The 22,342-nt window shown below is 71.3% G+C and carries 17 protein-coding genes; 12 read left to right on the top strand and 5 right to left on the bottom strand.

Translation table 11 applies throughout. The features are described from left to right. The first annotated feature begins 34 nt into the window (after positions 1–34). From MQN93_RS06990 to MQN93_RS06960, 7 genes are all read left to right on the top strand, one after another. Positions 35–601, top strand: coding sequence for a TetR/AcrR family transcriptional regulator (locus MQN93_RS06990; RefSeq protein ID WP_242708770.1), 567 nt, complete (start codon positions 35–37; stop codon positions 599–601). 96 nt (positions 602–697) lie between these two features. Next, positions 698–1,951 carry a sensor histidine kinase gene (locus MQN93_RS06985; protein WP_242708769.1) on the top strand — a complete coding sequence of 418 codons (1,254 nt, stop codon included), beginning with the start codon at positions 698–700 and terminating at the stop codon, positions 1,949–1,951. Beyond that, complete coding sequence (locus tag MQN93_RS06980) at positions 1,948–2,622, top strand: response regulator (RefSeq protein WP_242708768.1); 675 nt, start codon at positions 1,948–1,950, stop codon at positions 2,620–2,622. The genes MQN93_RS06985 and MQN93_RS06980 overlap by 4 nt, the downstream gene beginning before the upstream one ends. 141 nt (positions 2,623–2,763) lie before the next feature. Further along, entirely contained in the window at positions 2,764–3,600 is an 837-nt protein-coding gene (locus tag MQN93_RS06975) for an ABC transporter ATP-binding protein (protein WP_242708767.1), read from the top strand. Continuing rightward, positions 3,597–6,143 carry an ABC transporter permease gene (locus MQN93_RS06970; protein ID WP_242708766.1) on the top strand — a complete coding sequence of 849 codons (2,547 nt, stop codon included), beginning with the start codon at positions 3,597–3,599 and terminating at the stop codon, positions 6,141–6,143. The genes MQN93_RS06975 and MQN93_RS06970 overlap by 4 nt, the downstream gene beginning before the upstream one ends. Positions 6,144–6,281: 138 nt before the next feature. Then, positions 6,282–7,709, top strand: coding sequence for an MFS transporter (locus MQN93_RS06965; RefSeq protein WP_242708765.1), 1,428 nt, complete (start codon positions 6,282–6,284; stop codon positions 7,707–7,709). Next, positions 7,706–8,926, top strand: coding sequence for an FAD-dependent monooxygenase (locus MQN93_RS06960; RefSeq protein WP_242708764.1), 1,221 nt, complete (start codon positions 7,706–7,708; stop codon positions 8,924–8,926). The genes MQN93_RS06965 and MQN93_RS06960 overlap by 4 nt, the downstream gene beginning before the upstream one ends. Positions 8,927–8,959: 33 nt before the next feature. Here the strand turns inward: MQN93_RS06960 and MQN93_RS06955 are convergent, their stop codons facing one another. Beyond that, positions 8,960–9,922 carry a zinc-dependent alcohol dehydrogenase family protein gene (locus MQN93_RS06955; RefSeq protein WP_242708763.1) on the bottom strand — a complete coding sequence of 321 codons (963 nt, stop codon included), beginning with the start codon at positions 9,920–9,922 and terminating at the stop codon, positions 8,960–8,962. 126 nt (positions 9,923–10,048) lie between these two features. Between MQN93_RS06955 and MQN93_RS06950 the strand changes: the two genes are divergently transcribed. The 4 genes from MQN93_RS06950 (at position 10,049) to MQN93_RS06935 (ending at position 16,110) form a co-directional block, all read left to right on the top strand. Continuing rightward, complete coding sequence (locus MQN93_RS06950; protein WP_242708762.1) at positions 10,049–10,696, top strand: TetR/AcrR family transcriptional regulator; 648 nt, start codon at positions 10,049–10,051, stop codon at positions 10,694–10,696. A 141-nt stretch (positions 10,697–10,837) separates the two neighbouring features. Next, entirely contained in the window at positions 10,838–12,496 is a 1,659-nt protein-coding gene (locus tag MQN93_RS06945) for a recombinase family protein (RefSeq protein WP_242708761.1), read from the top strand. A 121-nt stretch (positions 12,497–12,617) separates the two neighbouring features. Beyond that, on the top strand, positions 12,618–14,660 hold the full coding sequence (locus MQN93_RS06940) for a thioredoxin domain-containing protein (RefSeq protein ID WP_242708760.1): 2,043 nt from the start codon (positions 12,618–12,620) through the stop codon (positions 14,658–14,660). 271 nt (positions 14,661–14,931) lie between these two features. Continuing rightward, a complete protein-coding gene (locus MQN93_RS06935; protein ID WP_242708759.1) occupies positions 14,932–16,110 on the top strand; it encodes a Cmx/CmrA family chloramphenicol efflux MFS transporter in 1,179 nt (392 codons plus the stop codon). 61 nt (positions 16,111–16,171) lie between these two features. On the opposite strand, the gene MQN93_RS06930 is transcribed toward MQN93_RS06935, so the two are convergent. From MQN93_RS06930 to trhA, 4 genes are all read right to left on the bottom strand, one after another. Next, a complete protein-coding gene (locus MQN93_RS06930; RefSeq protein ID WP_242708758.1) occupies positions 16,172–16,897 on the bottom strand; it encodes a Mut7-C RNAse domain-containing protein in 726 nt (241 codons plus the stop codon). A gap of 33 nt (positions 16,898–16,930) precedes the next feature. Next, positions 16,931–17,563 carry a TetR/AcrR family transcriptional regulator gene (locus tag MQN93_RS06925; protein ID WP_078516632.1) on the bottom strand — a complete coding sequence of 211 codons (633 nt, stop codon included), beginning with the start codon at positions 17,561–17,563 and terminating at the stop codon, positions 16,931–16,933. A gap of 5 nt (positions 17,564–17,568) precedes the next feature. Then, a complete protein-coding gene (locus tag MQN93_RS06920) occupies positions 17,569–19,134 on the bottom strand; it encodes an MFS transporter (protein ID WP_242708757.1) in 1,566 nt (521 codons plus the stop codon). A 125-nt stretch (positions 19,135–19,259) separates the two neighbouring features. Then, entirely contained in the window at positions 19,260–20,006 is a 747-nt protein-coding gene (gene trhA / locus MQN93_RS06915) for a PAQR family membrane homeostasis protein TrhA (protein WP_242708756.1), read from the bottom strand. Positions 20,007–20,348: 342 nt separating this feature from the next. On the opposite strand from trhA, the gene MQN93_RS06910 reads away from it, so the two are divergent. Beyond that, entirely contained in the window at positions 20,349–22,172 is a 1,824-nt protein-coding gene (locus tag MQN93_RS06910; protein WP_242708755.1) for a phosphoenolpyruvate carboxykinase (GTP), read from the top strand. Positions 22,173–22,342 lie beyond the last annotated feature (170 nt).

The raw sequence follows: 22,342 nt of genomic DNA, 5'->3' as shown, positions 1-22,342 counted from the left end.
CCGTCGCGCACCGGTCAACTAAAGTGGAGCGACCATGAGCGCTCCCGAACGCCCCCTGCGCGCCGACGCCCGGCGCAACCGCGAGTCCGTCCTCGACGCCGCCGGCGAACTGTTCGCCCAGCGAGGCGACGCCGTGCAGATGGACGAGATCGCCGAGCGCGCCCGCCTGGGCGTCGGCACCCTCTACCGGCACTTCGCCGACAAGCAGGCCCTCCTCGCGGCGATCATCGGCCGCCGGTTCGAGGCGATGACCGCGCTCGCCCGCGCCGCCGACGAGACCGAGGACCCCTGGACGGCGTTCGAGACCCTGCTCCACGGCTATCTGGAGGCCGCACAGGCCGACGCCGCCTTCCGCTTCGCGCTCCTCGGCCCGGAAGAGCCACGCTGGAGCGACATCGCCGCCGAGAAGACCGACTTCGCGGAGATAACGGAACGCGTCGTACGCCGCGCCGCCGACGCCGGACGCCTGCGCGCGGACTTCAGCGCCCAGGACTTCACGCTCATCACCCGTGGCGCGATGGCGAACATGACCGGCACCGGCGACTGGCGCAGGTACGTCACCCTCCTCCTCGACGGCATCCGCCACCGCCCCGGCAGCTGACCGTCCGGGCGCTGCCGCCCCCTACCCGGGTATCACCTCGAGTTGGCTCCCCGGTGTGACGCCCCGACGCCGGGCGCCTCCCTACCCTTGGTGTTCATGACCTCAGTGGAGGAGAGACGCCCGCGCGCGCTGTTCGCGGGGGCGTCACGTCGGTGGGTACGGCTGCTGCCGTGGGGCGTGGCGTTCGTGCTGTGCGTCGCCCTGCTGCCCACCACCATCATCGTCCTCACCGCCGACTACGGCCTGGGCGGCGGCGTCACGAGCGCGCTCGCCGTCGCCCAGGCCGCTCCACTGCTGCTCGCCGTCGTACGGCCGCTGCACGCCTGGTACGTGGTCTTCGCCGCGGACGTCGCCGGGGCGCTCGCCCTGCTCACCGTCGACTTCCAGGAGCGGCTGCTGTGGCCGTTCCCGCCCATGGAGATCGTCGGATACGTCGGCCTCTGCCTGGCCCTCGGCCTGCGCGAGCGGCGCCGGACGCTGGTGCTGGTGTGGCTGGCCACGGCGGGCGCGAACGTCACCCTGGGGTTCTTCGCGCCCCACGGCTCCGGCGCCAGGGAACTGCTGCTCACCATCCTCGGGGGCGCCACCCTCCTCCTCGCCGGTGCCCTGCGCGAGCGGTCCGAGGTGCAGCGCCGGCTGGTCGAGCAGGAGACGATCAGCGAGGCCGAGCGGGGCCGGCGGACGCTGCTGGAGGAGCGCGCCCGGATCGCCCGCGAACTGCACGACGTGGTGGCGCACCACATGTCCGTCATCACCGTGCAGGCGGACACCGCGGAGTACCGGCTCGACCGGCTGCCGCCGGACGTACGCGAGGAGTTCACGACCATCGCGGCCACCGCGCGCGAGTCGCTCGGCGAGATGCGGCGCCTCCTCGGTGTTCTGCGCAACGAGGACGCGCACGGCGAACTCGTGCCCCAGCCCGGCCTGGCGCAGATCGGGCAGCTGGTGGAGGCGACGGCGAGGGCGGGCGGGCCCGTGGAGTTCACCTCCTGCGAGGTGGAGGTGCCCGAGGCGGTGGGACTGTCCGCGTACCGGATCGTCCAGGAGGCCCTCGCGAACGTCGTACGGCACGCGCCGGGCGCCGCGACGCACGTGTCGCTGTCGGTGTCGCGGCCCGACGAGCAGCGGGGCGGGGAGTGGGATGGACAGCGGCTGACCGTCCTCGTCGTCAACGATCCGCCGCCCGAGCCGCCCGCCGCACCCCTGGAGGCGTCCGGGACCGGGCACGGCCTCGTCGGCATGCGCGAGCGGGTGCGGCTCGTCGGCGGCACCCTCGACGCGGGGCCGCTGCCGGACGGCGGCTTCCGGGTCGCCGCCCGACTTCCCCTGACGGAAAAGGACTTCACGTGACGACACGCGTCATCATCGTCGACGACCAGGCCATGGTGCGGGCCGGCTTCGCCGCGCTGCTGGCCGCCCAGAGCGACATCGACGTGGTGGGCGAGGCCCCGGACGGCGCGCAGGGCGTCGAGTTGAGCCGGCGTACGCATCCCGACGTCGTACTGATGGACGTACGGATGCCCGAGATGGACGGCCTGGAGGCCGCACGCCGGCTGCTCGCACCGCCGCCGGGGGTGACCCACCGGCCGCGCGTGCTGATGCTGACCACGTTCGACGTCGACGACTACGTGTACGAGGCGCTGCGCGCGGGCGCGAGCGGGTTCCTGCTGAAGGACGCGCCGCCCGCCGACCTCATCGCGGCCGTCCGCGTCGTGGCCGCGGGCGACGCCCTGCTCGCCCCCTCCGTGACGCGCCGCCTGATCGCGGACTTCGCCAAGCAGCGCCCCGCGGCCCGGAGCAGGCCCGCACAGCGGCTCAAGGGCCTGACGGAACGCGAGACCGAGGTCCTCACCCTGGTCGCCCGCGGCCAGTCGAACGGGGAGATCGCCCGCACGCTGGTGCTCGCCGAGCAGACGGTGAAGACCCACGTGAGCCGCGTCCTGACCAAACTCGACCTCCGCGACCGCGCCCAGGCGGTGGTGTTCGCGTACGAGTCGGGGCTGGTGGCGCCGGGGGAGTAGGGGCCCGCTCTCGGTACCGGACTCCTCCACCCCCTACCCCGGTATCACCCCCACCTTGGCTCCCGGGTATGACGCCCCGCCGGTGACCGTCCCCGCACTCTTCGACCCGTCACAGCAGTGCGCGATCGAGGGAGACGGGACATGAGGCTACGCAAGGGCAAGCGGCGGCAGGTGGAGGGCCGGGCGGAGGTGGACGACCGGTCCGGGGCGCCGGCCGCCACGCCCGGGCTCGCCGTCGAACTGCGCGGCGTGCGGCGGCAGTACGGCCGGGGGGCGGGGGCCGTGCAGGCTCTGGCGGGGATCGACCTGGGCCTGCCGCAGGGCACGTTCACCGCGGTGATGGGTCCCTCCGGATCCGGCAAGTCGACGTTCCTGCAGTGCGCCGCCGGGCTGGACCGGCCCTCCTCGGGATCCGTGCGCCTCGGCGGTACGGAGATCACCGGGATGAGCGAGAACGAGCTCACCGAACTGCGCCGCAGCCGCCTGGGGTTCGTCTTCCAGGCGTTCAACCTGCTGCCGTCGCTGACCGTGGAGCAGAACGTGCTGCTGCCCGTGCGCCTGGCCGGGCAGCGCCAGGACCGGCGCCGGGCGCACGCGGTGCTCGCACAGGTCGGGCTCGCCGACAAGGCGCGGCGCCGGCCCGGCGAGCTCTCCGGGGGCCAGCAGCAGCGCGTGGCCGTCGCCCGCGCCCTGGTCACCCGCCCCGACGTGATCTTCGCGGACGAGCCCACCGGCGCCCTGGACACCGGGACCGCCGCCGAGGTCCTCGGTCTGCTGCGCAGCGCGGTCGACACCCTCGGCGCCACGGTTGTCATGGTCACCCACGACCCGCAGGCGGCCGCCTGGGCCGACCGCGTCCTCTTCCTCGCCGACGGCGTCTTCGCCGACCGTCTCGAACGCGGTACGGCGGAGCAGATCGCGGCACGCATGTCCGTGCTCACCTCCCGCACGGGCGCGGCGGCGGGGGTGGCCGCGTGAGGCGCCCCAATGGACTCGCCCGTGAGGCCGTCCGCTTCAAGCCCGCGTCCTTCGCGGGAACCTTCGTCGCGCTGCTGATGTCCGCGCTGATCGTCTCGGCCTGCGGCATCCTGCTGGAGACCGGCCTGCGCGCCTCGGTGCCGCCGGAACGCTACGCGAACGCACCGGTCGTCGCGGCGGCGGACCAGTACGAGTACATCGTCACCGGCAGCGGCGAGGACCGGGAGAAGGAGGCGGTCCCGCTGCCGGACACGGCACGGCTGGACGCCGCCCTCGCGGCGAAGGCCGCCGAGGCACCGGGTGCGGCCGCCGCCGTCGCGGACTTCACCTTCCCCGTGCGCGCGACGCACGACGGCGCTGGGGGCTCCGGTGCTCGCGAACTCAAGGTCCCGGGCGGGGCGTTCACCGCCCACGGCTGGGGCTCGCACCTGTTCACCGGCACCACGCTCACCGCCGGTTCCGCACCCCGCGAGGGCGAGGTCGTGCTCGACGCGGATACGGCACGTGCCGCGCACGCCGCCGTCGGCGACAGAGTCGTACTGGAGACCGCCGCCGGACGGCAGGACTTCCGCGTCGCCGGCGTCGCGAAGGCCGGGGCCGCGGAGACCGCCCGCGACGCCGCTGCCGCGGCCGGCCTGACCTGGTTCGCCGACGCCCAGGCCGGCACGCTCGCCGGGCACCCGGGCAAGGCCGACGTCGTCGTCGTACTGGCCCAGCACGGCACGGACACCGGCGCCCTCGCCGACGCGGTGAAGCAGGCCCTGGCCGGATCCGGCGCCCACATCCACACCGACGACGACCGCGGAGCCGTGGAGGACCCGGGCCTCGGGTACGCCAAGGTGACGCTCTTCGGCATCGGCGGCTCCTTCGGCGGTATCGCCGCCATCGTCGCGGTCTTCACCGCCGCCGGAACCGTCGCGCTCTCGGTCGGCCAGCGGGCCCGCGAGTTCGCGCTGCTGCGCGCCGTCGGCGCCACCCCGCGGCAGGTCCGCCGCGCGGTCGCCTCCGAGGCGCTGCTCGTCGCTCCGCTCGCCGGGATCCTCGGCTGCCTGCCCGGCATCGGGCTCGCGCACTGGTGGTTCGGCCAGCTGCAGGACCGCGGCGCCGTTCCCCACGCCGTCGACCTGCACGTCTCCGTGCTCCCGATGCTCGCCGCCGTCGTCATGGGGCTGCTCACCGCGCTCGGCGCCGGCTGGATCGCCGGACGCAGGCCCGCGAGGATCAAGCCGGGACAGGCACTGTCGGAGGCGTCGGTGGAACGGCTGCGGCCCGGCCTGATCCGTACCGCGCTCGGCGTCGCCGCCCTCGTCGGAGGCACGTTCCTGACCGGCGTGTCCGCGAGCGCCGCCGGGGACGACGCGGCCGGCGCCGCCCTCGGCGTCGTCATGTGCTTCATGCTCGCCGTCGGACTGCTCGGCCCCCTGGTGGCCCGGCTGTGCGCGGGCCTGTTCGGCCTCCCGTTGCGCAGCGCGGGCCCGGCCGCCCAGCTCGCCGCCGCCAACTCCCTTGCGGGCGCCCGCCGTCTGGCCTCCGCGATCACGCCGATCGTGCTCGCCGTGGCCTTCTCCTCGACCCTCGTGTTCATGCACACCAGCGAGTCCCACGCCGCCGACCGGCAGCTGCGCGCGGGCGTCACCGCGGACCACGTGGTGACGGACCCGGCCGGGCTCCCCGTCGACGGGACGGCCCGCGCCGCACGCACACCGGGCGTGGAGACGGCCGTCGGGCTGCTGGACACGCAGGTGCTGGTGCCCACCGGCTCCGGCGAGTTCAAGTCGCTCCAGGGTGCGACCACCCAGGGCGTCACCGGCTCCGGCGCCGAACTCGCCCAGGTCCAGGACCTGGACGTACGCGAAGGCAGCCTCGACCGGCTCGGCAGGGGACGTATCGCCATCGACCGGACCCTGGCGAACTCCGCGGACGCCCAAGTCGGCGACCGGCTCCCGCTCTACCTCCCCGACGGCACCAGGGCCGCGCCCGAGATCATCGCCGTCTACGGCCGCGGCCTGGGCCTCGCCGCGGTGACCATGGACCGGGCGTCCCTGGACGGGCACGTCACCTCGGCCTTCGACAGCACCCTGCGCGTACGGGGCGGCTCGCCGCACACACTCGCCGCCCTCGGCGAGGTCAGCGACGTCTCCGGCTACGCCACCGAGCAGAGCCTGGACGCCAGGCTCGGCGCCTGGATGAACAACACCATGGCCGCGGTCCTCGGCGGCTTCGCGGCCGTCGCCGCCGTCAACACCCTGGTGATGACGGTCCTGGACCGCCGCCGCGAACTGGGCATGCTGCGCCTCGTCGGCTCCACCCGGCGCCAGGTCATGACGATGCTCCGCTGGGAGAGCCTGCTGGTGGCCTCGGTGGGCCTGGTCCTCGGCTCCGCGATCGCCGCGGCCACGCTGATCCCGATGATGAACGGCGTCACCGGCGAGGCGCCCTACGTGCCGCCGCTGCTGTACGGCTCCATCGCCCTCGCCGCCGGCGGCCTCGCCCTCCTCGCAGTCACCCTGCCCGCCCGGGCGGCGCTACGGCGCTGGTCGTAGCCCCGGGCCACGGGACGGGAGCCGGGCCCACGCCTCCTCCCGCGTGTCCACCTACGCCCTGGCCCTGGGGCGCAGGCGCCGGCACCGCGCGCGACCGGCCGCCCCCCAACTCACCCTTCAGCAACGGAAAGGACGCCCATGACCACGACCACCCTGGCTCCCCCCGTCCGTATGGGAAAGCCCGCCGTCGCCGCCCTCGGCATGCTGGCCGTCTCCACCGGCGCCCTGGAGTCGGTCGTCTCGCCCACGCTCCCGCTGCTGCAGCGCGAGTTGGACATGAGTCCGGCCGAAGGGGCGCTCCTGAACATCGTGCTCGCCGTCACCGGCGCGCTCATCACCCCGGTCGCGGGCAAGTTGGGCGACCGCTACGGCGGAAAGCGCATCCTGATCCGGCTCATGGCGGTCGTCTCGGCCGGGGGTCTGGTGTCCGCCCTCGCGCCCAACCTGCCGGTGCTGCTGATCGGTCAGATCCTGCAAGGGGCGATGGTGGGCGCGCTGCCCCTGTCGTTCATCGTGGTGCGCAAACACCTGCCCGCAGGAGCGTCGAAGGCGGCCATCGGACTGGTCAGCGGCATGTTCGTGGGCGGCTCGATGGTCGGACTGCTGTCGGCCGGGCCCGTGGCGGAATCCCTCTCCCGGCACTGGATGTTCGCGGTGCCGACGTGCGCCGTCATCGGATGCACCCTGCTGGTGAACAGGCTGATGCCGTCCGACGAGCCGGGCCGGTCCCACGGCGCCGGGATCGACTGGCCCGGCCTGCTGCTCCTGAGCGGCATCCTCGTCACGCTCATGCTCGGCCTCGGGGTGACACCCGAGGCCGGCTCACAACCCCTCGTGTTCGGCGCCCTCCTGGTCGTTCTGGCCGCCTTCGTGACCGGGTGGATCGCCGTCGAACGCCGCGCGAGCGCCCCGATGATCGACCTGCGCATGCTCGCCCGGCCCGTGATCTGGAAGTCGTGCGTGGTGACCTTCGTGATCTGCCTCGGCACCGCGATGGGGATCTACCTCGTACCGCAACTGCTCGACGTGTCCGGCGACGGATACGGATTCGGGGCCGGACCCACCGAGATCGGCCTCATCCTGCTGCCCGGCGCCCTCGCCGCCACACTGGCCGGGCCGGTCGGCGGGATCGGGGAGCGGCGCTTCGGCCCGCGGGCCGTGGTCACCACCGCGGCCGTCATGATGGCCGTCGCCCTGCTCGCCCTGTCGGCCGTCCACAGCGAGATCTGGCACATCGTCGTCGGCAAGACACTGATCGCGCTCGCCAACGGCCTGTGCGTGACGGCCATGGTGACGAGCATCGCCTCCTCCGTCGACGAGAGCGACACCGGCATCGCCACCAGCCTGATCCTCGTGACCCGCGTCCTGGGCTCCGCCGTCGGCGGGATGCTCGGCGGCGCGCTCCTCACCGCCGGAACACCTTCCGGGTCCGACGTACCGGCCGAATCCGCCTTCGTCACCGGCTTCCTGATCGCCGGCGTCGTAGCGGCGCTGTGCCTGCTCGTCGTCCGCACCCTGCACCGATCCGCGCACACACCCATGCAGCAAGGAGAAGCCAAGTCATGAACCCCATCGACCAGTTGACGGCCATCCGCGGCACGCGGGCGCGCACGGTCCTGATATCCGGCGCCAGCATCGCGGGCCCCGCCCTCGCGTACTGGCTGAACCGCTACGGATACGCCGTCACCGTCGTCGAGAAGGCGGCCGCACCGCGCAGCGGCGGCTACCCCATCGACGTCCGCGGCACCGCACTGGACGTCGTCCGCAGGATGGGCCTCCTGCCACGGCTGCGGGACGCCCACATCGACCTGCGCCGGCTGACCTTCCTCGAAGGGGACGGCACCGAAGTGACCTCCCTGCACCCCCACTCCGTCACCGGCGGTGTCGCGGGACGGGACCTGGAGGTGCGGCGCGGTGACCTGACCGACGCCCTGTACACGGCGGTCCGCGAAGACGTGGAGTTCCTGTTCGACGACTCCATCGACACCCTCGAACACTGCGAACATGGGGTCGACGTCACCTTCCGCGGGGGCGGCGGCCGTACCTTCGACCTGGTGATCGGCGCGGACGGCATGCACTCGCACACCCGCCAGCTGCTGTTCGGCCCCGAAGAGCCCTTCCACCACTACCTCGGCTACTGCTTCGCCGTCTTCACCATGCGCAACACCTTCGGGCTGTCCCACGAGACCGTGATGTGGAACAGCCCGGGCCGGGCCGCGGCACTCTACGCCGCGGGGGACGACGACGAGGTGCACGCCTTCCTGAACTTCGCCCGGCCCGAACCCCCGCTCCACGCGTTCCGTGACCCGCAGGCGCAACGCGCCCTGCTCGCCGAGGTGTTCGCCGACACCGGCTGGGAGGTCCCGGGCATGCTGGCCGCCGCGCGTGACGCGCAGGACCTGTTCTTCGACGCCGTCGGCCAGATCCGTATGCCCCACTGGTCCGACGGCCGGGTCGCGCTGGTCGGCGACGCCGCGTACGCGCCGTCGTTCCTCACCGGACAGGGCACCAGCCTCGCCCTCGTCGGCGCGTACATGCTCGCCCGCTCCCTCGCGGACCGGGACCACGCCACGGGCCTCGCCGCCTACGAACGCGACACCCGGGCCTTCGTGACCGCGAACCAGCAGCTGGTCGGCGCGGGCGGCGCCACGCTCTTCCCCACCACCGCCCAGGCCCTGCGACAGCGCAACGACAGGCTGCGCGGCCTCGGCGCCATGCCCTCGTCGGACGGGAAACCGGCCCACTCCGCACTCACGCTGCCCGAGCCCGCGCGCCTGGCATGACAGCCGCGGCCGCCGGATGAGGTCTTCGGCCGATCAGGGCGTGAGCACGATCCGGCCGAAGACCTCACCGCTGTCCATCTTCCGGTGCGCCAGGGCGACTTGGTCCAGCGGGAGCACCTCGTGCACTACCGCGCCGAGGTCACCGCGGGCCACGGCCTCGAACTGCTCCCGGCGCACGGCCTGCAGGTCCGCCGTGCCGATCGTGGCCGCGCTGAAAGTGGCGAACGAGATCGACTTCTGGAACTGCGCCATCAGCGTCGTACCGAAGTCCGCGGGCGGCTGTCCGCCCACGACTCCGACCGCCACCATGCGCCCGTTGGGGTTGAGCAGGTCGAAGAACGACGGCATGGCCTCGCCGCCGACGATGTCGACGATCACGTCGTAGCCGTTCGGGGCGTCGGGGTCGCCCTGGCCGGAGCGGTCCAGGACGTGCGTCGCGCCCAGGTCGCGCAGACGCTTGCCGCGCTCGGCCGACGACGTGGTGACCGCCACCGCGCGGGCGCCCTGCCGCGCCGCCAACTGCACCGCCATGACGCCGATGCTGCCCGCCGCCCCGCGCACCAGCACCGCCTCTCCCGGGACGAAACGGGCCTGCGCCAGGCCGAAGTGGGCCACGGCACCGGAGCTGCCGACCGTGACCGCGTCGGCCGGCGACAGACCCGCGGGCAGCGGCAGCACCTGCTCCAGCGGTACGGCCGCCTGCTCCACGTAGCCTCCGCCGGTACCGGTGAAGGCCCACACCGGGCGACCGAGCCACTCTTCGTCCACCCCATTGCCGACGGCCGTGACCCGACCCGCCACCTCACTGCCCGCGATGAACCCCTCCGTGAAGCCGTACGCGGCCAGCGCCCCCCTGCGGATCAGGACATCGACACCTGCGACCCCGACCGCCTCCACAGCGATCAGTACCTCGCCCGCGGCGGGGACGGGCGCCGGCAGGTCGACCAGGACCAGCCCCTCAGGCGCTCCGAACGTCTGGATCTGTACGGCCTTCACGGGAACGTGCCTCCACAGGCTTCAGGTCCCGCAGCGCATCCCGCGCCGACCGCACGTCACGCACACGGGACGCGATCTGCCCGGACGCTAACGGACGCCCCCGTCCGTTTAACCTAAAGTAAAAGCATGACGCAGGAATTGCCTCACTCCACACCCCACCCTTTGCGGGCGGACGCCCGGGACAACCGGGACCGGCTCCTGGAGGCGGCACGCGCCGTGTTCTCCCAGGAGGGCCTGACCGTCCCGACCCGGGAGATCGCACGGCGCGCCGGCGTCGGCCCGGCCACCCTCTACCGGCACTTCCCGACCAAGGAGGCGTTGGTCACCGCCGCCTTCGCCGACCAGCTCCGCGCCTGCCAGGACATCGTCGACCGGGCCAGTGCCGACCCCGATCCGTGGCGCGGCCTGTGCCAGGTCATCGAGAACATCTGCGAACTGCACGCCCGCGACCGCGGCTTCACCGAGGCCTTCCTGTCGGCCTACCCCCGCGCCATCACCGTGGTCACCGGCCGCGACCGCATCCTCGCCACCATCGCCGACCTGGCCCGCCGCGCCAAACTGACCGGCCACCTGCGCCCCGACTTCGAACCCGACGACCTCATCCTCATGCTCCTGGCCAACAAGGGCATCCAACTCACCTCCCCCACCACCCAATTGGCCGCCTCCCGCCGCTTCGCCGCCCTCCTGATCCAGGCCATCACCAACTGCCCGCACAAGACCCCACTCCCACCGGCGGTACACCTCACCGGTACGCGGGGCCGCCCAGCAGGCTGACGCGGCGGCATATATGACCAGCTCGGCGGCGGTTTCGTCCGCTACTGCTTCGACCGTGACTGGTTGTGCCCCACTTTGTGAAACCAGCTCTCCAAGGTCCATTTCTTCCTACCATGTCCCCTTGGAACAGAGGGGGTTGTGGTGCGCGAGGATCACGCGACGCTCGTCGGGTTGGGGTTCAGCCCGGAGGAACTGGAAATCCTGGGGTTGCACAAGCCTGTGACGGCGGATCCGACCGGCCTGATGGATGCCTACCTGCGACGCAGCAACAAGAGGGAAGACCTGGCCACGCTGCGAGGGCATCTGCGAGACGTGGTGCGCTGGGCGCAGGCGAACGGGCTGCAGATCCGGCACGTCTGGTTCGAGCAACTCTCGGCTTCCAAGACCTACGTGCGGCGCAGGGAGTTCGAGAAGGCCACGCAAGCGATCATGGACGGCAAGGCCAAGACGCTCGGTGTCTGGAAGACGGACCGCTTCGACCGACGCGGCATGGGGGCGGTGGGCCGGATGCTCGACGAGTTCGACCGCCGGCAGTCGCGGCTCGTCTCCGTTTGCGAAGGGCTGGACTCGTCACAGGGCGGCCGCATGGTCTTCGCGATCCTGAGCGAACGCGCCAGGGAGGAAGCGAGGGACACCGCGAGGCGCGTGAAGATCGGCCATGACGCCCACAAGGCGGAAGGCCGAAGAGGAACCGGGAGGCCGCCGTTCGGTCTCTACAGTGCCCCCGGAAGCGGCAAGGTCGAACCCCATCCTGACGAATACGGCACAGCGCGCAGGCTGGCGGATCTCCTGCTCGACAAGAAGACGACCAAGGACACGGCCCACCAACTCAATGAGGAGGGGTACCGGACCCGGAGCGGTGCCACCTGGTCGCCCACGGCGGTGAGCAAGCTCGCTCAGTCCCCGCTCTTCGCGGGCATGGTCCCGGTCAGGCGGCGCAGGACGGACGAGCACGGCAACCCTTTGGACAGTTGGGAGGGATATGGCGAGCCGCTGCGCAACGAGAAGGGCGAAGTCCTCATGTGCGGCGTGGGAGTGGTGACGCCGAGCGAGTGGTTCCACATCAAGGCCCTCATCGCAGAGCGGACCAACGAGCGGTGGGCCAAGGGGAAGCCGGGAGCCAAGTACTTGGGGACGGGGAGCTACCGGTGCGGGCGGCTGCGGGACAAGAACGGCACGGGCGAACTCGAACCCTGTGGCGGCTCGATGAGCCACCGCGGTGGACGCTACCGATGCGAGGTCCGGCAGACACGGGGCAAGTCGATCTGCCAGGGAGTGGTCACCCTCGCCGACCGCATCGACTGTGCGGTCGGACAGGCTTGGGTGGACCACATCGCGGCCCTTGAGCCCGGTGACCCGGTGGTCATCGAGATCGCCCGCCGGTGGTTCGCCTTCGCGGACCCCGAAACGCAGGCGAGGAAGGATGAGGCCCAGAGGGCTCTTGAGGCGGTACAGCAGCGCGTGAAGAAGCTCGAAGACGACTTCTACGTGTACGGGAAGATGGACGAGCAACGCTTCGAGGAGCTGAGCGAAGGGCAACGCGCCGTCATGGAGAGCACCATCGCGACTCTTGAGGCGTTGGACGCGGAGACAGATCTCTCGCCCCTCACCCAGATCGGCACCCTTCGCCAGGCGTGGGAAGCGGCGGACATGGCGGACAAGCGGATGCTTCTGAAGTGCGCCCTCGGGAAGAGGGGCGTCACGGTCAAGCCCGCGGCACGGCAGGGCGATCACGCGCCGATCGTGGAACGCCTTGAGTTCGACTGGCTGTCGAAGAAGGACGTCATCAGCGGGAGGTGAGTTCGCGGAGCGTGGCCGGCCTTCGAACCTCGGTCACATCCGGTTATGCCTCTTTCGGATCGTTCGTACGCTGCCCCGTGGCGCATGGGCAGGGCGGAGGTGGGTGCGCAAGGATGGGGGCATGCCCAATCGACTCGCGCAGGCCACATCCCCGTACCTCCTCCAGCACGCGGACAACCCCGTCGACTGGTGGCCCTGGGACACCGACGCGTTCGAGGAAGCCCGGCGGCGCGATGTCCCCGTGTTCTTGAGCGTCGGCTACAGCGCTTGCCACTGGTGTCACGTCATGGCGCACGAGTCCTTCGAGGACGACGACACCGCCGCGTACATGAACGAGCACTTCGTGTCCGTCAAGGTCGACCGCGAGGAGCGGCCCGACGTCGACGCCGTCTACATGGAGGCCGTGCAGGCGGCCACCGGGCAGGGCGGCTGGCCCATGTCCGTGTTCATGACCCCCGACGGGGAGCCGTTCTACTTCGGTACGTACTTCCCGCCCGCCTCCCGCCAGGGCATGCCGTCCTTCCGGCAGGTGCTCGAAGGGGTGCGCAACGCCTGGACGAGCCGGCGGGAGGAGGTGGGAGAAGTCGCGGAGAAGATCACTCAGGACCTTTCCGCGCGTGAGCTGAGCACCAAGGATGCCGGGACGCCCACCGACGAGACCCAGGCCATGGCCCTCCTCCACCTGACTCGGGACATGGACCCCGCGAGCGGCTGGTTCAAGGGAGACACCAAGTTCCCGCCGTCGATGGTGATCGAGTTCCTGTTGCGCCACCACGCGCGGGCCGGTTCCGTGGCCGCGCTGGAGATGGCGGAGGGGCTGTGCGGCGCGATGGCCCGTTCAAGCCTGTACGACCAGGTGGGAGGCGGGTTTCACCGGTACGTGCTCACGCCGAGGACCGGTGGTCCTCTGGTGCCGCACTTCGAAAAGATGCTCTATGACAACGCCCTGCTCTGCAGGGCCTACGCCCACCTGTGGCGCACCACCGGCTCCGAGCTCGCCCGTCGCGTGGCGCTGGAGACCGCCGACTTCATGGTGCGTGAACTGCGCACGGGTGAGGGCGGGTTCGCCTCCGCGCTCGATGCCGACAGTGACGACGGGACGGGCCGGCACGTCGAGGGCGCGTACTACGTGTGGACGCCGCAGCAGCTGACCGAGGTGCTCGGCGCCGAGGATGCCGAACTCGCCGCCCAGTACTTCGAGGTCACCGAGCAGGGCACCTTCGAGCACGGCGCGTCCGTGCTGCAACTGCCGCAGCGCGAGGGCGTGTTCGACGCGAAGAGGATCGAGGGGATCAGGGAGCGGATGCTCCGGTCCCGCGGCGACCGCCCGGCCCCGGGCCGCGACGACAAGGTGGTCGCCGCCTGGAACGGCCTCGCGATCGCCGCGCTCGCCGAGACCGGTGCCTACTTCGACCGCCCCGACCTGGTCGAGGCCGCGGTCGGCGCCGCCGACCTTCTCGTACGGCTGCATCTGGACGAGCAGGCCCGCCTCGCCCGCACCAGCAAGGACGGCCGCGTGGGCGCCAACGCCGGTGTGCTGGAGGACTACGCCGATGTCGCCGAGGGTTTCCTCGCGCTCGCGTCCGTCACCGGCGAGGGCGTCTGGCTGGAGTTCGCGGGCTTCCTGCTCGACCATGTTCTGACCCGCTTCGTGGACGAGGAGACCGGCAGCCTCTACGACACCGCCGCCGACGCCGAGCAGTTGATCCGCCGGCCGCAGGACCCCACCGACAACGCCGCGCCGTCCGGCTGGTCCGCCGCCGCGGGCGCCCTGCTGGGCTACGCCGCCCACACGGGCGCCCAGCCCCATCGCGCCGCGGCCGAGCGGGCGTTGGGCGTCGTCAAGGCGCTCGGCCCCCGCGTGCCGCGCTTCATCGGCTGGGGGCTCGCGGTCGCCGAGGCGCTCCTCGACGGGCCGAAGGAGGTGGCGATCGTCGGCCACGGCCCGGACGACGAGGCGACAACGGCCCTGCACCGCACGGCACTTCTGGGCCGCGCGCCGGGCGCGGTGGTCGCCGTGGGCGTGGCGGGCAGCGACGAGTTCCCCCTGCTCACCGACCGCCCCCTGCTCGACGACACCCCTACCGCGTACGTCTGCCGCAACTTCACCTGCGACGCCCCGACCACGGACGCGCAGCGCCTGCGCACCGCCTTGGGTGGTTGAAAACCCTCCTGGGGAAAGGAGGACAGGACGTTGGTGACGCATGCCGATGGCCGTGAAACCAAGGTGCTGCGACGGGTTTCGGCGGGGTAGCGTGTGGGCCATGTCGAGTCCTGAGTCGGACAAGGTGGGGGCTTTCAGTCACGCTGTCAGCCCCCTGAGCTGAGTCCATAGCCCTGTCGTCGCCCCGCTGTCTGCGGGGACGTGCGTGCTGGGGGCCGGCCGCGGTGACGAGATGACCTTCTCGTGCCTCTCCTCACCTCGGAGCCACTCGATGCCTTTCCCGCTGTACCTGCTTGCCCTGGCCGTCTTCGCCATGGGCACCTCGGAGTTCATGCTCGCCGGCCTCTTGCCGGACATCGCCTCGGATGTCGACGTCAGCGTCGGGACAGCAGGCGTGCTCACATCGGCCTTCGCGATCGGCATGATCGTCGGCGCACCCCTGGTGGCCGCGCTTGCCCGCAACTGGCGACGGCGCCCGGCCCTTCTCGGGTTCGTGCTCGTTTTCGCGGCAGCTCACGCCTGGGGAGCCGTCACCACGAGCTTCCCCGTCCTGTTCGCCACCCGAGTCGTCGCCGCGCTGGCCGACGCGGGATTTCTCGCCGTTGCTCTGACGGCTGCGGCCGGGCTGGTTTCGCCCGACAGGAAGGGACGTGCTCTGGCGGTGGTGCTGTCGGGCACGACGGTGGCCACGATCGCCGGTGTCCCTGGTGGGTCGGTGCTCGGCGCGGCGCTCGGCTGGCGGGCCACCTTCTGGGCGGTCGCCGCCCTCTGCCTGCCTGCCGCTCTCGGCATCCTGAAAGGCATCCCAGCAGGGCGTGACCAGGACGAGGCGACCGGCAGGCCGGCGCTTCGAGCGGAGCTCGCCCAGCTCGCCGGGCCCCGGTTGCTCCTGGTGATGCTGCTCGGCGCGCTGGTGAACGCGGCAACCTTCGGCAGTCTCACCTTCCTCGGCCCCGTGGTGACGGACAGCGCCGGGCTGGGACAGTTGTGGATCTCCGTCGCCCTGGTGCTCTTCGGCGCCGGTTCCTTCGTGGGGGTTACGGTCGCCGGACGGCTGTCCGACCGACGTCCGGGCCCGGTCATTGCGGTCGCGGGCCCGGTGCTGCTCCTCGGCTGGCCGACTCTGGCAGTGCTGGCCGACGAACCGGTCGCCCTGTTCACCCTTTTGTTCGCGCAGGGCGCGCTGTCGTTCGCGCTGGGCAGCACGCTGATCACGCGGGTCCTCTATGAGGCCGCGGGGGCTCCGACGATGGCCGGTTCGTATGCGACGGCAGCGCTCAACGTGGGTGCCGCCGTCGGCCCCGTCGTGGCTGCGGCGACGTTCGGCACCGAAGTCGGGAGCCGTGGTCCGTTCTGGGCGAGCGGGCTTCTCGTCGCGGTCGCGCTGTGCATTGCGCTCCCCCTTCTGACCGTCATCACGGTCGGCTCGAGCACCGAGGTACTGCGGTGACCGAGATACTGCGGTGACGCATGAGAACACGCGCGTGAACATCGGGCGCCGGCGGCTACAACTAGCCCGCGAACTCCGCCAGTGCCCGTTCCACGATGGCCACCAGTTGTTCGTGGTGGGCGCCCTTCCAGTAGGCGCGGCCGCAGGTCTGGCATTGGGCGAAGACGTCGTAGGAGCGGTGGGTGCCGCCGTGGAGTTGGTCGGCTACCTCTTCCTTGGTGGCGGCCTTCAGTAGGCCGTTGCAGGCGGTGCAGCGGGTCCAGGGGTGCAGTGGGGGGCGGAAGCGTTCCAGGATGTCGCGGAGTTGGGCCTCGGGGCTGGTGCTGTAGACGTAGGCGCCTGCCCAGAGTTCGCGGCGGCGCAGCAGGCCGCGGTCGCGGCTGAGCATCACGCGTTGTTCGGCGGCGGAGCGGGCGGCGAGGGCGGGGTCGCCGATGTCGGTGGATTCGTAGGCGGTGTCGACGCCGAGGAGGCGGAGCCGTCGGGCGAGGGTGCCGAGGTGGACGTCGAGGAGGAAGCGGAGGGGGGCGCCGGGGACGTGCTGGGGGCGTTCCACGGGGCGGACCTGGACGCGGTCGCCCGCCTCGGGGACGTAGGAGGCGGGGACCTCGCGGCCGTTGACCCACAGGGTGCCGACCTCGGTGAGGGGTACGCCGGTCGATTCGACGACGTGACCGAGGCTGGAGACGCCGTCGGTGGTGACGGCGCCGGCGCCGCGGCGCAGCGGGGTGGGGACGAACAGGGTCAGGTCGGGGGCGAACTCGACGTGGATCTCGGGACCGTTCACCTGGTCAGGATGGCACGGGTGGGGGCGGCGGGCTCAGGTGTTTTCGGTGGGCAGGCCGTGTTCCAGGACGTCCAGGGCGCGGTCGACGAGGTCGCTCAGCTCGCCTTCGAAGTCGTTCTCCGCCCAGTACATGGAGGCTTCCATCAGGCCGCCGATGAACGACATGGCGTAGACGCGGACCTCGATGCTGTCGGGGTCGAGGCCGTGGCGTTCGGCGATGGCCTCGCGCAGCAGGCGTCCGGTGGCGGACATGCTCTCGACCATGCGGGAGCGGACGGCGGGGACCTGGACGGAGAGGTGGGCCCGCATCCGGGCCACCTCGGGGTCTTCCCGGTTGTTCGCCTCGATGGCCAGGTGCATCACGTGGCGAACGGAGTCCAGCCATGACTCGCCGGCGGGCCGGTTGCGCAGTTCCTCGAGCATCAAGGGGTCGTACTCGTCGGTGAGGACGATGTCCTCCTTGGTCGGGAAGTAGCGGAAGACGGTCGACGGCGACACCTCGGCGCGCTCGGCGATCTGCTCGATCGTGGTGGCGTCGTATCCCTGCTCCTTGATCAGCGCGTAGGTCGCCGCGCGGATCCCTTCTCTGGTCTTGATCTTCTTTCGTTCGCGCAGGCCCAGTTGGGGGCGGTCGGTGGGGGAGAGGGGGGAACGTGCGGCCGTCATGGGGTTCATTGTCGGGCATCGGCGGTGGGCGGGACCATGTCGGGTCCGGCGTCGGAGGGGGTGGGCGCGGGTGCCGTCCGGGGCAGGAAGGCCGCTGCCAGCAGGGCCGCGACCAGGGCGGCGATCCCGGACACGAGCAGGACGACGTCCATGCCGTGGACGTACGCGCTGTTCGCGGAGGCCGCGAGGTGGGCCGCGTGGGCCTTCTCGGCGACGAGGTGGGCGGCGACGACGGAGTCCCCGGCGGTGTCCGCCGCTGCGGTGGGCAGTCCGGTGACGTCGAGCCGGTCGCGGAAGATGCCGGCCAGCAGGCTGCCGAGCAGGGCGATGCCGATGGCCGCGCCGACCTGGCGGAGCGTCATGAGGAGGCCGGAGCCGTTGCCGGCCCGGTCGCGGGGCAGGGCGCCGAGCGCGCCGTCCATGGCGGGTACGACGGAGAAGCCGAAGCCGATGCCGGTGATGGAGAGCCACAGTGCGGTGAAGCCGTATCCGGAGTCGGTGGTCGTGCGGCTGCCGAGCAGTGCGGCGAAGGCGAGTACGACGAGTCCGGCGCTGACGACGGCCCGTGCGCCGAAGCGGGCGACGACCGGTTGGGCGCCGCGCGCGGCGACGAGGAGGCCGCCCATCATCGGCAGCAGGCGTACGCCGGTGCCGAGGGCGTCGTGGCCGAGTACGGCCTGGAGGTACTGGGGCAGCACGAACAGCAGGCCGGACAGGACGAACATCACGAGGGTCGCGGCGAGGGTGTTGAAGAGGAAGCCGCGGTGGGCGAGGAGTGTCATGTCGAGCATGGGGCGGGCCTCGCGCCGTTCGCGCAGCACCAGTGCGGTGATCAGGACGGCGGCTGCGGCGAACATGGCCAGGACCAGGGGGTCGCCCCAGCCGCGCTCGGGTGCCTCGATGATCGCGTAGATGAGGGCGCCGAGGCCGGTCGCGGTGAGCGTGGTGGACAGGGCGTCGACCTTGGGGGAGGCCGGGTCGCGGGTCTCGGGCAGCAGGAGGACGCAGGCGGCGATGCCGACGGCGGCCATCGGGACGTTGACGAGGAAGACCGAGCCCCACCAGAAGTGGTTCAGCAGCCAGCCGCCGATGATCGGGCCGAGGGGCAGGCCGAGTGCGGAGGCGGCGGAGATGACGCCGACGGCCTTGGTGCGCTCGTCGTCGCCGAACAGCGAGGGCAGGACGGACAGGGCGAGCGGGGTGACGAGGGCGCCGCCGATGCCCATGAACGCGCGGGCCGCGATGACCCAGCCGACGTCGGAGGCCAGTGCGCCGAGCAGGGAGCCGGCGAGGAAGACGCCGAGCCCGGCGATCAGCATGCGGCGGCGTCCGAAGCGGTCGCCGAGGAGGCCGGCGGGGAGCATCAGGGCCGCGAAGACGACGACGTACGCGTCGGCCATCCACTGCTGCTGACCGGTGGTGGCGCCGAGGTCGGCGGCCATGGTCGGCAGCGCGACGTTGAGGATCGTCATGTCGAAGCCGAGCGTGAGCATGCTCGCGACCAGGGCGCCGAGGGCCCACCAGCGGCGGGGGTCGCGCCGGGTCTCTTCCGCTTGAGTGACAGTAGCCATGAAATGAGAGTAGCTCTCAAAATATAGGTACTGTCAATCGGGTCGGGCATGCAGGTTTGATGCCGTGAGGGCGCATGAGAAAGGGCCACGGCTCTCAAGCCGTGGCCCCGGGGTGCTGCGAGACGCTATGCGTGCTGGTACGCCACCAGCGAGATCCCGACGTAGTGGACGACGAACGCGGCGAGTGTGAACGAGTGGAAGACCTCGTGGAAGCCGAACCAGCGCGGGGAGGGGTTCGGTCGCTTGATGCCGTAGATCACGCCGCCCGCGCTGTAGAGGAGGCCGCCCACGATCACCAGGACCAGCACGGCGATGCCGCCCGTGCGCATGAAGTCCGGAAGGAAGAAGACGGCCGCCCAGCCCATCGCGATGTAGCAGGGCGTGTAGAGCCAGCGCGGGGCGCCGACCCAGAAGACCCGGAAGACGATGCCCGCCAGGGCCGCGCCCCAGATGCCCCACAGCAGCCACTGACCCTTCGCTCCCGGCAGGAGCAGCATGGTCAGGGGGGTGTAGGTGCCGGCGATGATCAGGAAGATGTTGGCGTGATCGAGGCGGCGCAGGATGCCGTCCATGCGCGGGCTCCAGTTGCCCCGGTGGTACAGCGCGCTCACGCCGAACAGGAGGCAGGCCGTCAGGACGTAGATCCCGCAGGCGATGCGGCCTCTGGGTGAGTCGGCGAGGGCGGTGAGTACCAGGCCCGAGACGAGGACGGCCGGGAACATGCCGAGGTGCAGCCAGCCGCGGAGCTTGGGTTTGATCGGCTCGGCGAGGTGCTGGGCATGCTGCTTGATCTGGTGCGGCAGTGAGGGTCCGTCGGAACCGCGGCCGGCGGCCGGCGAGTCCGAGGGCGCGTCGGGGACGGGCGCTGTCATGCACCGCATCGTACCTACGGAACCGTAAGTTGCAGATGAGTGCGGCCTGAGAACCGGCCAGGAGTGGCCATCGTCTCACGGGAGTTGACCGTCCCGGTACCACGCAAAGAGACGGTCAACCGAACCCTACGTACACGCAAATAAACGCCCCGCACACAAAAGGCGCGTGACGATCCCCACTCCGCTCACCTGTGAGGCCCTCTGGACATATGGGCGCCTGCGTCGCATGATCAAATGAGTGCGGTCGGCACCGGATGAGCGCTGACGATCCAGCCGCGAGGCATCCGGGCCGCAGCCCCCACGGGGCCTCCACAATCACAAATCCCTCATTTAGGAGCAATCGTGGCGCGCGACAACGCGGCTCCCTCTGTCGTTCCCACCCACCACAAGGAACTGGTCTCGTGGGTGAACGAGATCGCTGAACTGACGCAGCCGGACAGCGTGGTCTGGTGCGACGGATCCGAGGCCGAGTACGAGCGACTGTGCGAAGAGCTCGTGGCGAAGGGCACCTTCAAGAAGCTCGACCCGATCAAGCGCCCCAACTCCTACTACGCGGCCTCCGACCCGACCGACGTCGCGCGCGTCGAGGACCGCACGTTCATCTGCTCCGAGAAGGAGGAGGACGCGGGCCCGACCAACCACTGGAAGGCCCCCGCGGAGATGCGGGAGATCTTCCGCGGCGAGAAGGGCGTCTTCCGCGGCTCGATGAGGGGCCGGACGATGTACGTCGTCCCGTTCTGCATGGGCCCCCTCGGCTCCGACCTCTCCGCGATCGGCGTCGAGATCACCGACTCCGCCTACGTCGCGGCCTCCATGCGCACGATGACGCGCATGGGACAGCCCGTCCTCGACGAACTCGGCACCGACGGCTTCTTCGTCAAGGCCGTCCACTCCGTCGGCGCCCCGCTCGCGGAGGGCGAGCAGGACGTCCCGTGGCCCTGCAACTCCACCAAGTACATCTCGCACTTCCCCGAGGACCGCGAGATCTGGTCCTACGGCTCCGGCTACGGCGGCAACGCCCTGCTCGGCAAGAAGTGCTACGCCCTGCGCATCGCGTCGGTGATGGCGCGCGACGAGGGCTGGCTGGCCGAGCACATGCTCGTCCTCAAACTCACCCCGCCGCAGGGCGAGTCGAAGTACGTCGCCGCCGCGTTCCCGAGCGCCTGCGGCAAGACCAACCTCGCCATGCTGGAGCCCACGGTTCGCGGCTGGACGGTCGAGACGATCGGTGACGACATCGCCTGGATGCGCTTCGGCGAGGACGGCCGCCTCTACGCCATCAACCCCGAGGCCGGGTTCTTCGGCGTCGCGCCCGGCACCGGCGAGCACACCAACGCCAACGCGATGAAGACCCTGTGGGGCAACTCCGTCTTCACCAACGTCGCGCTCACCGACGACGGCGACGTGTGGTGGGAGGGCATGACCGAGGAGACCCCGGCCCACCTCACCGACTGGAAGGGCAACGACTGGACGCCCGAGTCGGGCACCCCGGCCGCCCACCCCAACGCCCGCTTCACCACCCCCGCCGCGCAGTGCCCGATCATCGCGCCCGAGTGGGAGGACCCCAAGGGCGTGCCGATCTCGGCGATCCTCTTCGGCGGCCGCCGCGCCACCGCCGTCCCGCTGGTGACGGAGTCCTTCGACTGGAACCACGGCGTCTTCCTCGGCGCGAACGTCGCCTCCGAGAAGACCGCCGCCGCCGAGGGCAAGGTCGGCGAGCTGCGCCGCGACCCCTTCGCCATGCTGCCGTTCTGCGGCTACAACATGGGCGACTACATGGGCCACTGGATCGACGTCGCCAAGGACAAGGACCAGTCGAAGCTCCCGAGGATCTACTACGTCAACTGGTTCCGCAAGAACGACGAAGGCAAGTTCGTCTGGCCCGGATTCGGCGAGAACAGCCGCGTCCTGAAGTGGATCGTCGACCGCCTCGACGGCAGGGCCAAGGGCGTCGAGACCCCGATCGGCATCCTGCCGACCAAGGCGGCCCTGGACACCGACGGGCTCGACCTGTCCGAGTCCGACCTGGACTTCCTCCTCACCGTGGACAAGGAGGTCTGGCGCGAGGAGGCCGCCCTGGTCCCCGAGCACCTCAACACCTTCGGCGACCACACCCCGAAGGAGCTGTGGGACCAGTACCGCGCGCTGGTCGAGCGCCTGGGCTGAGCCCGCTCCCCGAAGAAAGCTCCGCGGCCGGCACGGATGTGCCCTGACCAGTGATCGTCACGGCCGGCCGCGGTGACCGCCGGCGAGGCTCCGCACAACGGCGTGCGGGGCTGTGGGCCCGCTGCCGTCCTCCCGTCCGCCCCGACGGAAGGGCGACGGCGGGCCCTCGC

The sequence above is a fragment of the Streptomyces spinosisporus genome, assembly GCF_022698145.1.
Classification (GTDB): Bacteria; Actinomycetota; Actinomycetes; order Streptomycetales; family Streptomycetaceae; genus Streptomyces; species Streptomyces spinosisporus.
The sequence above is the reverse complement of the archived record's forward strand: the minus strand, read 5'-3'. Positions and strand labels throughout refer to the sequence as shown.

What these genes read in the sequence shown, in the direction of transcription:
- MQN93_RS06990 (WP_242708770.1), top strand. Translation starts at nt 35, where the DNA reads ATGAGCGCTCCCGAACGCCCCCTGCGCGCCGACGCCCGGCGCAACCGC.
- MQN93_RS06985 (WP_242708769.1), top strand. Translation starts at nt 698, where the DNA reads ATGACCTCAGTGGAGGAGAGACGCCCGCGCGCGCTGTTCGCGGGGGCG.
- MQN93_RS06975 (WP_242708767.1), top strand. Translation starts at nt 2,764, where the DNA reads ATGAGGCTACGCAAGGGCAAGCGGCGGCAGGTGGAGGGCCGGGCGGAG.
- MQN93_RS06965 (WP_242708765.1), top strand. Translation starts at nt 6,282, where the DNA reads ATGACCACGACCACCCTGGCTCCCCCCGTCCGTATGGGAAAGCCCGCC.
- MQN93_RS06960 (WP_242708764.1), top strand. Translation starts at nt 7,706, where the DNA reads ATGAACCCCATCGACCAGTTGACGGCCATCCGCGGCACGCGGGCGCGC.
- MQN93_RS06950 (WP_242708762.1), top strand. Translation starts at nt 10,049, where the DNA reads ATGACGCAGGAATTGCCTCACTCCACACCCCACCCTTTGCGGGCGGAC.
- MQN93_RS06940 (WP_242708760.1), top strand. Translation starts at nt 12,618, where the DNA reads ATGCCCAATCGACTCGCGCAGGCCACATCCCCGTACCTCCTCCAGCAC.
- MQN93_RS06935 (WP_242708759.1), top strand. Translation starts at nt 14,932, where the DNA reads ATGCCTTTCCCGCTGTACCTGCTTGCCCTGGCCGTCTTCGCCATGGGC.
- MQN93_RS06925 (WP_078516632.1), bottom strand. Translation starts at nt 17,563, where the DNA reads ATGACGGCCGCACGTTCCCCCCTCTCCCCCACCGACCGCCCCCAACTG.
- MQN93_RS06920 (WP_242708757.1), bottom strand. Translation starts at nt 19,134, where the DNA reads ATGGCTACTGTCACTCAAGCGGAAGAGACCCGGCGCGACCCCCGCCGC.
- trhA (WP_242708756.1), bottom strand. Translation starts at nt 20,006, where the DNA reads ATGACAGCGCCCGTCCCCGACGCGCCCTCGGACTCGCCGGCCGCCGGC.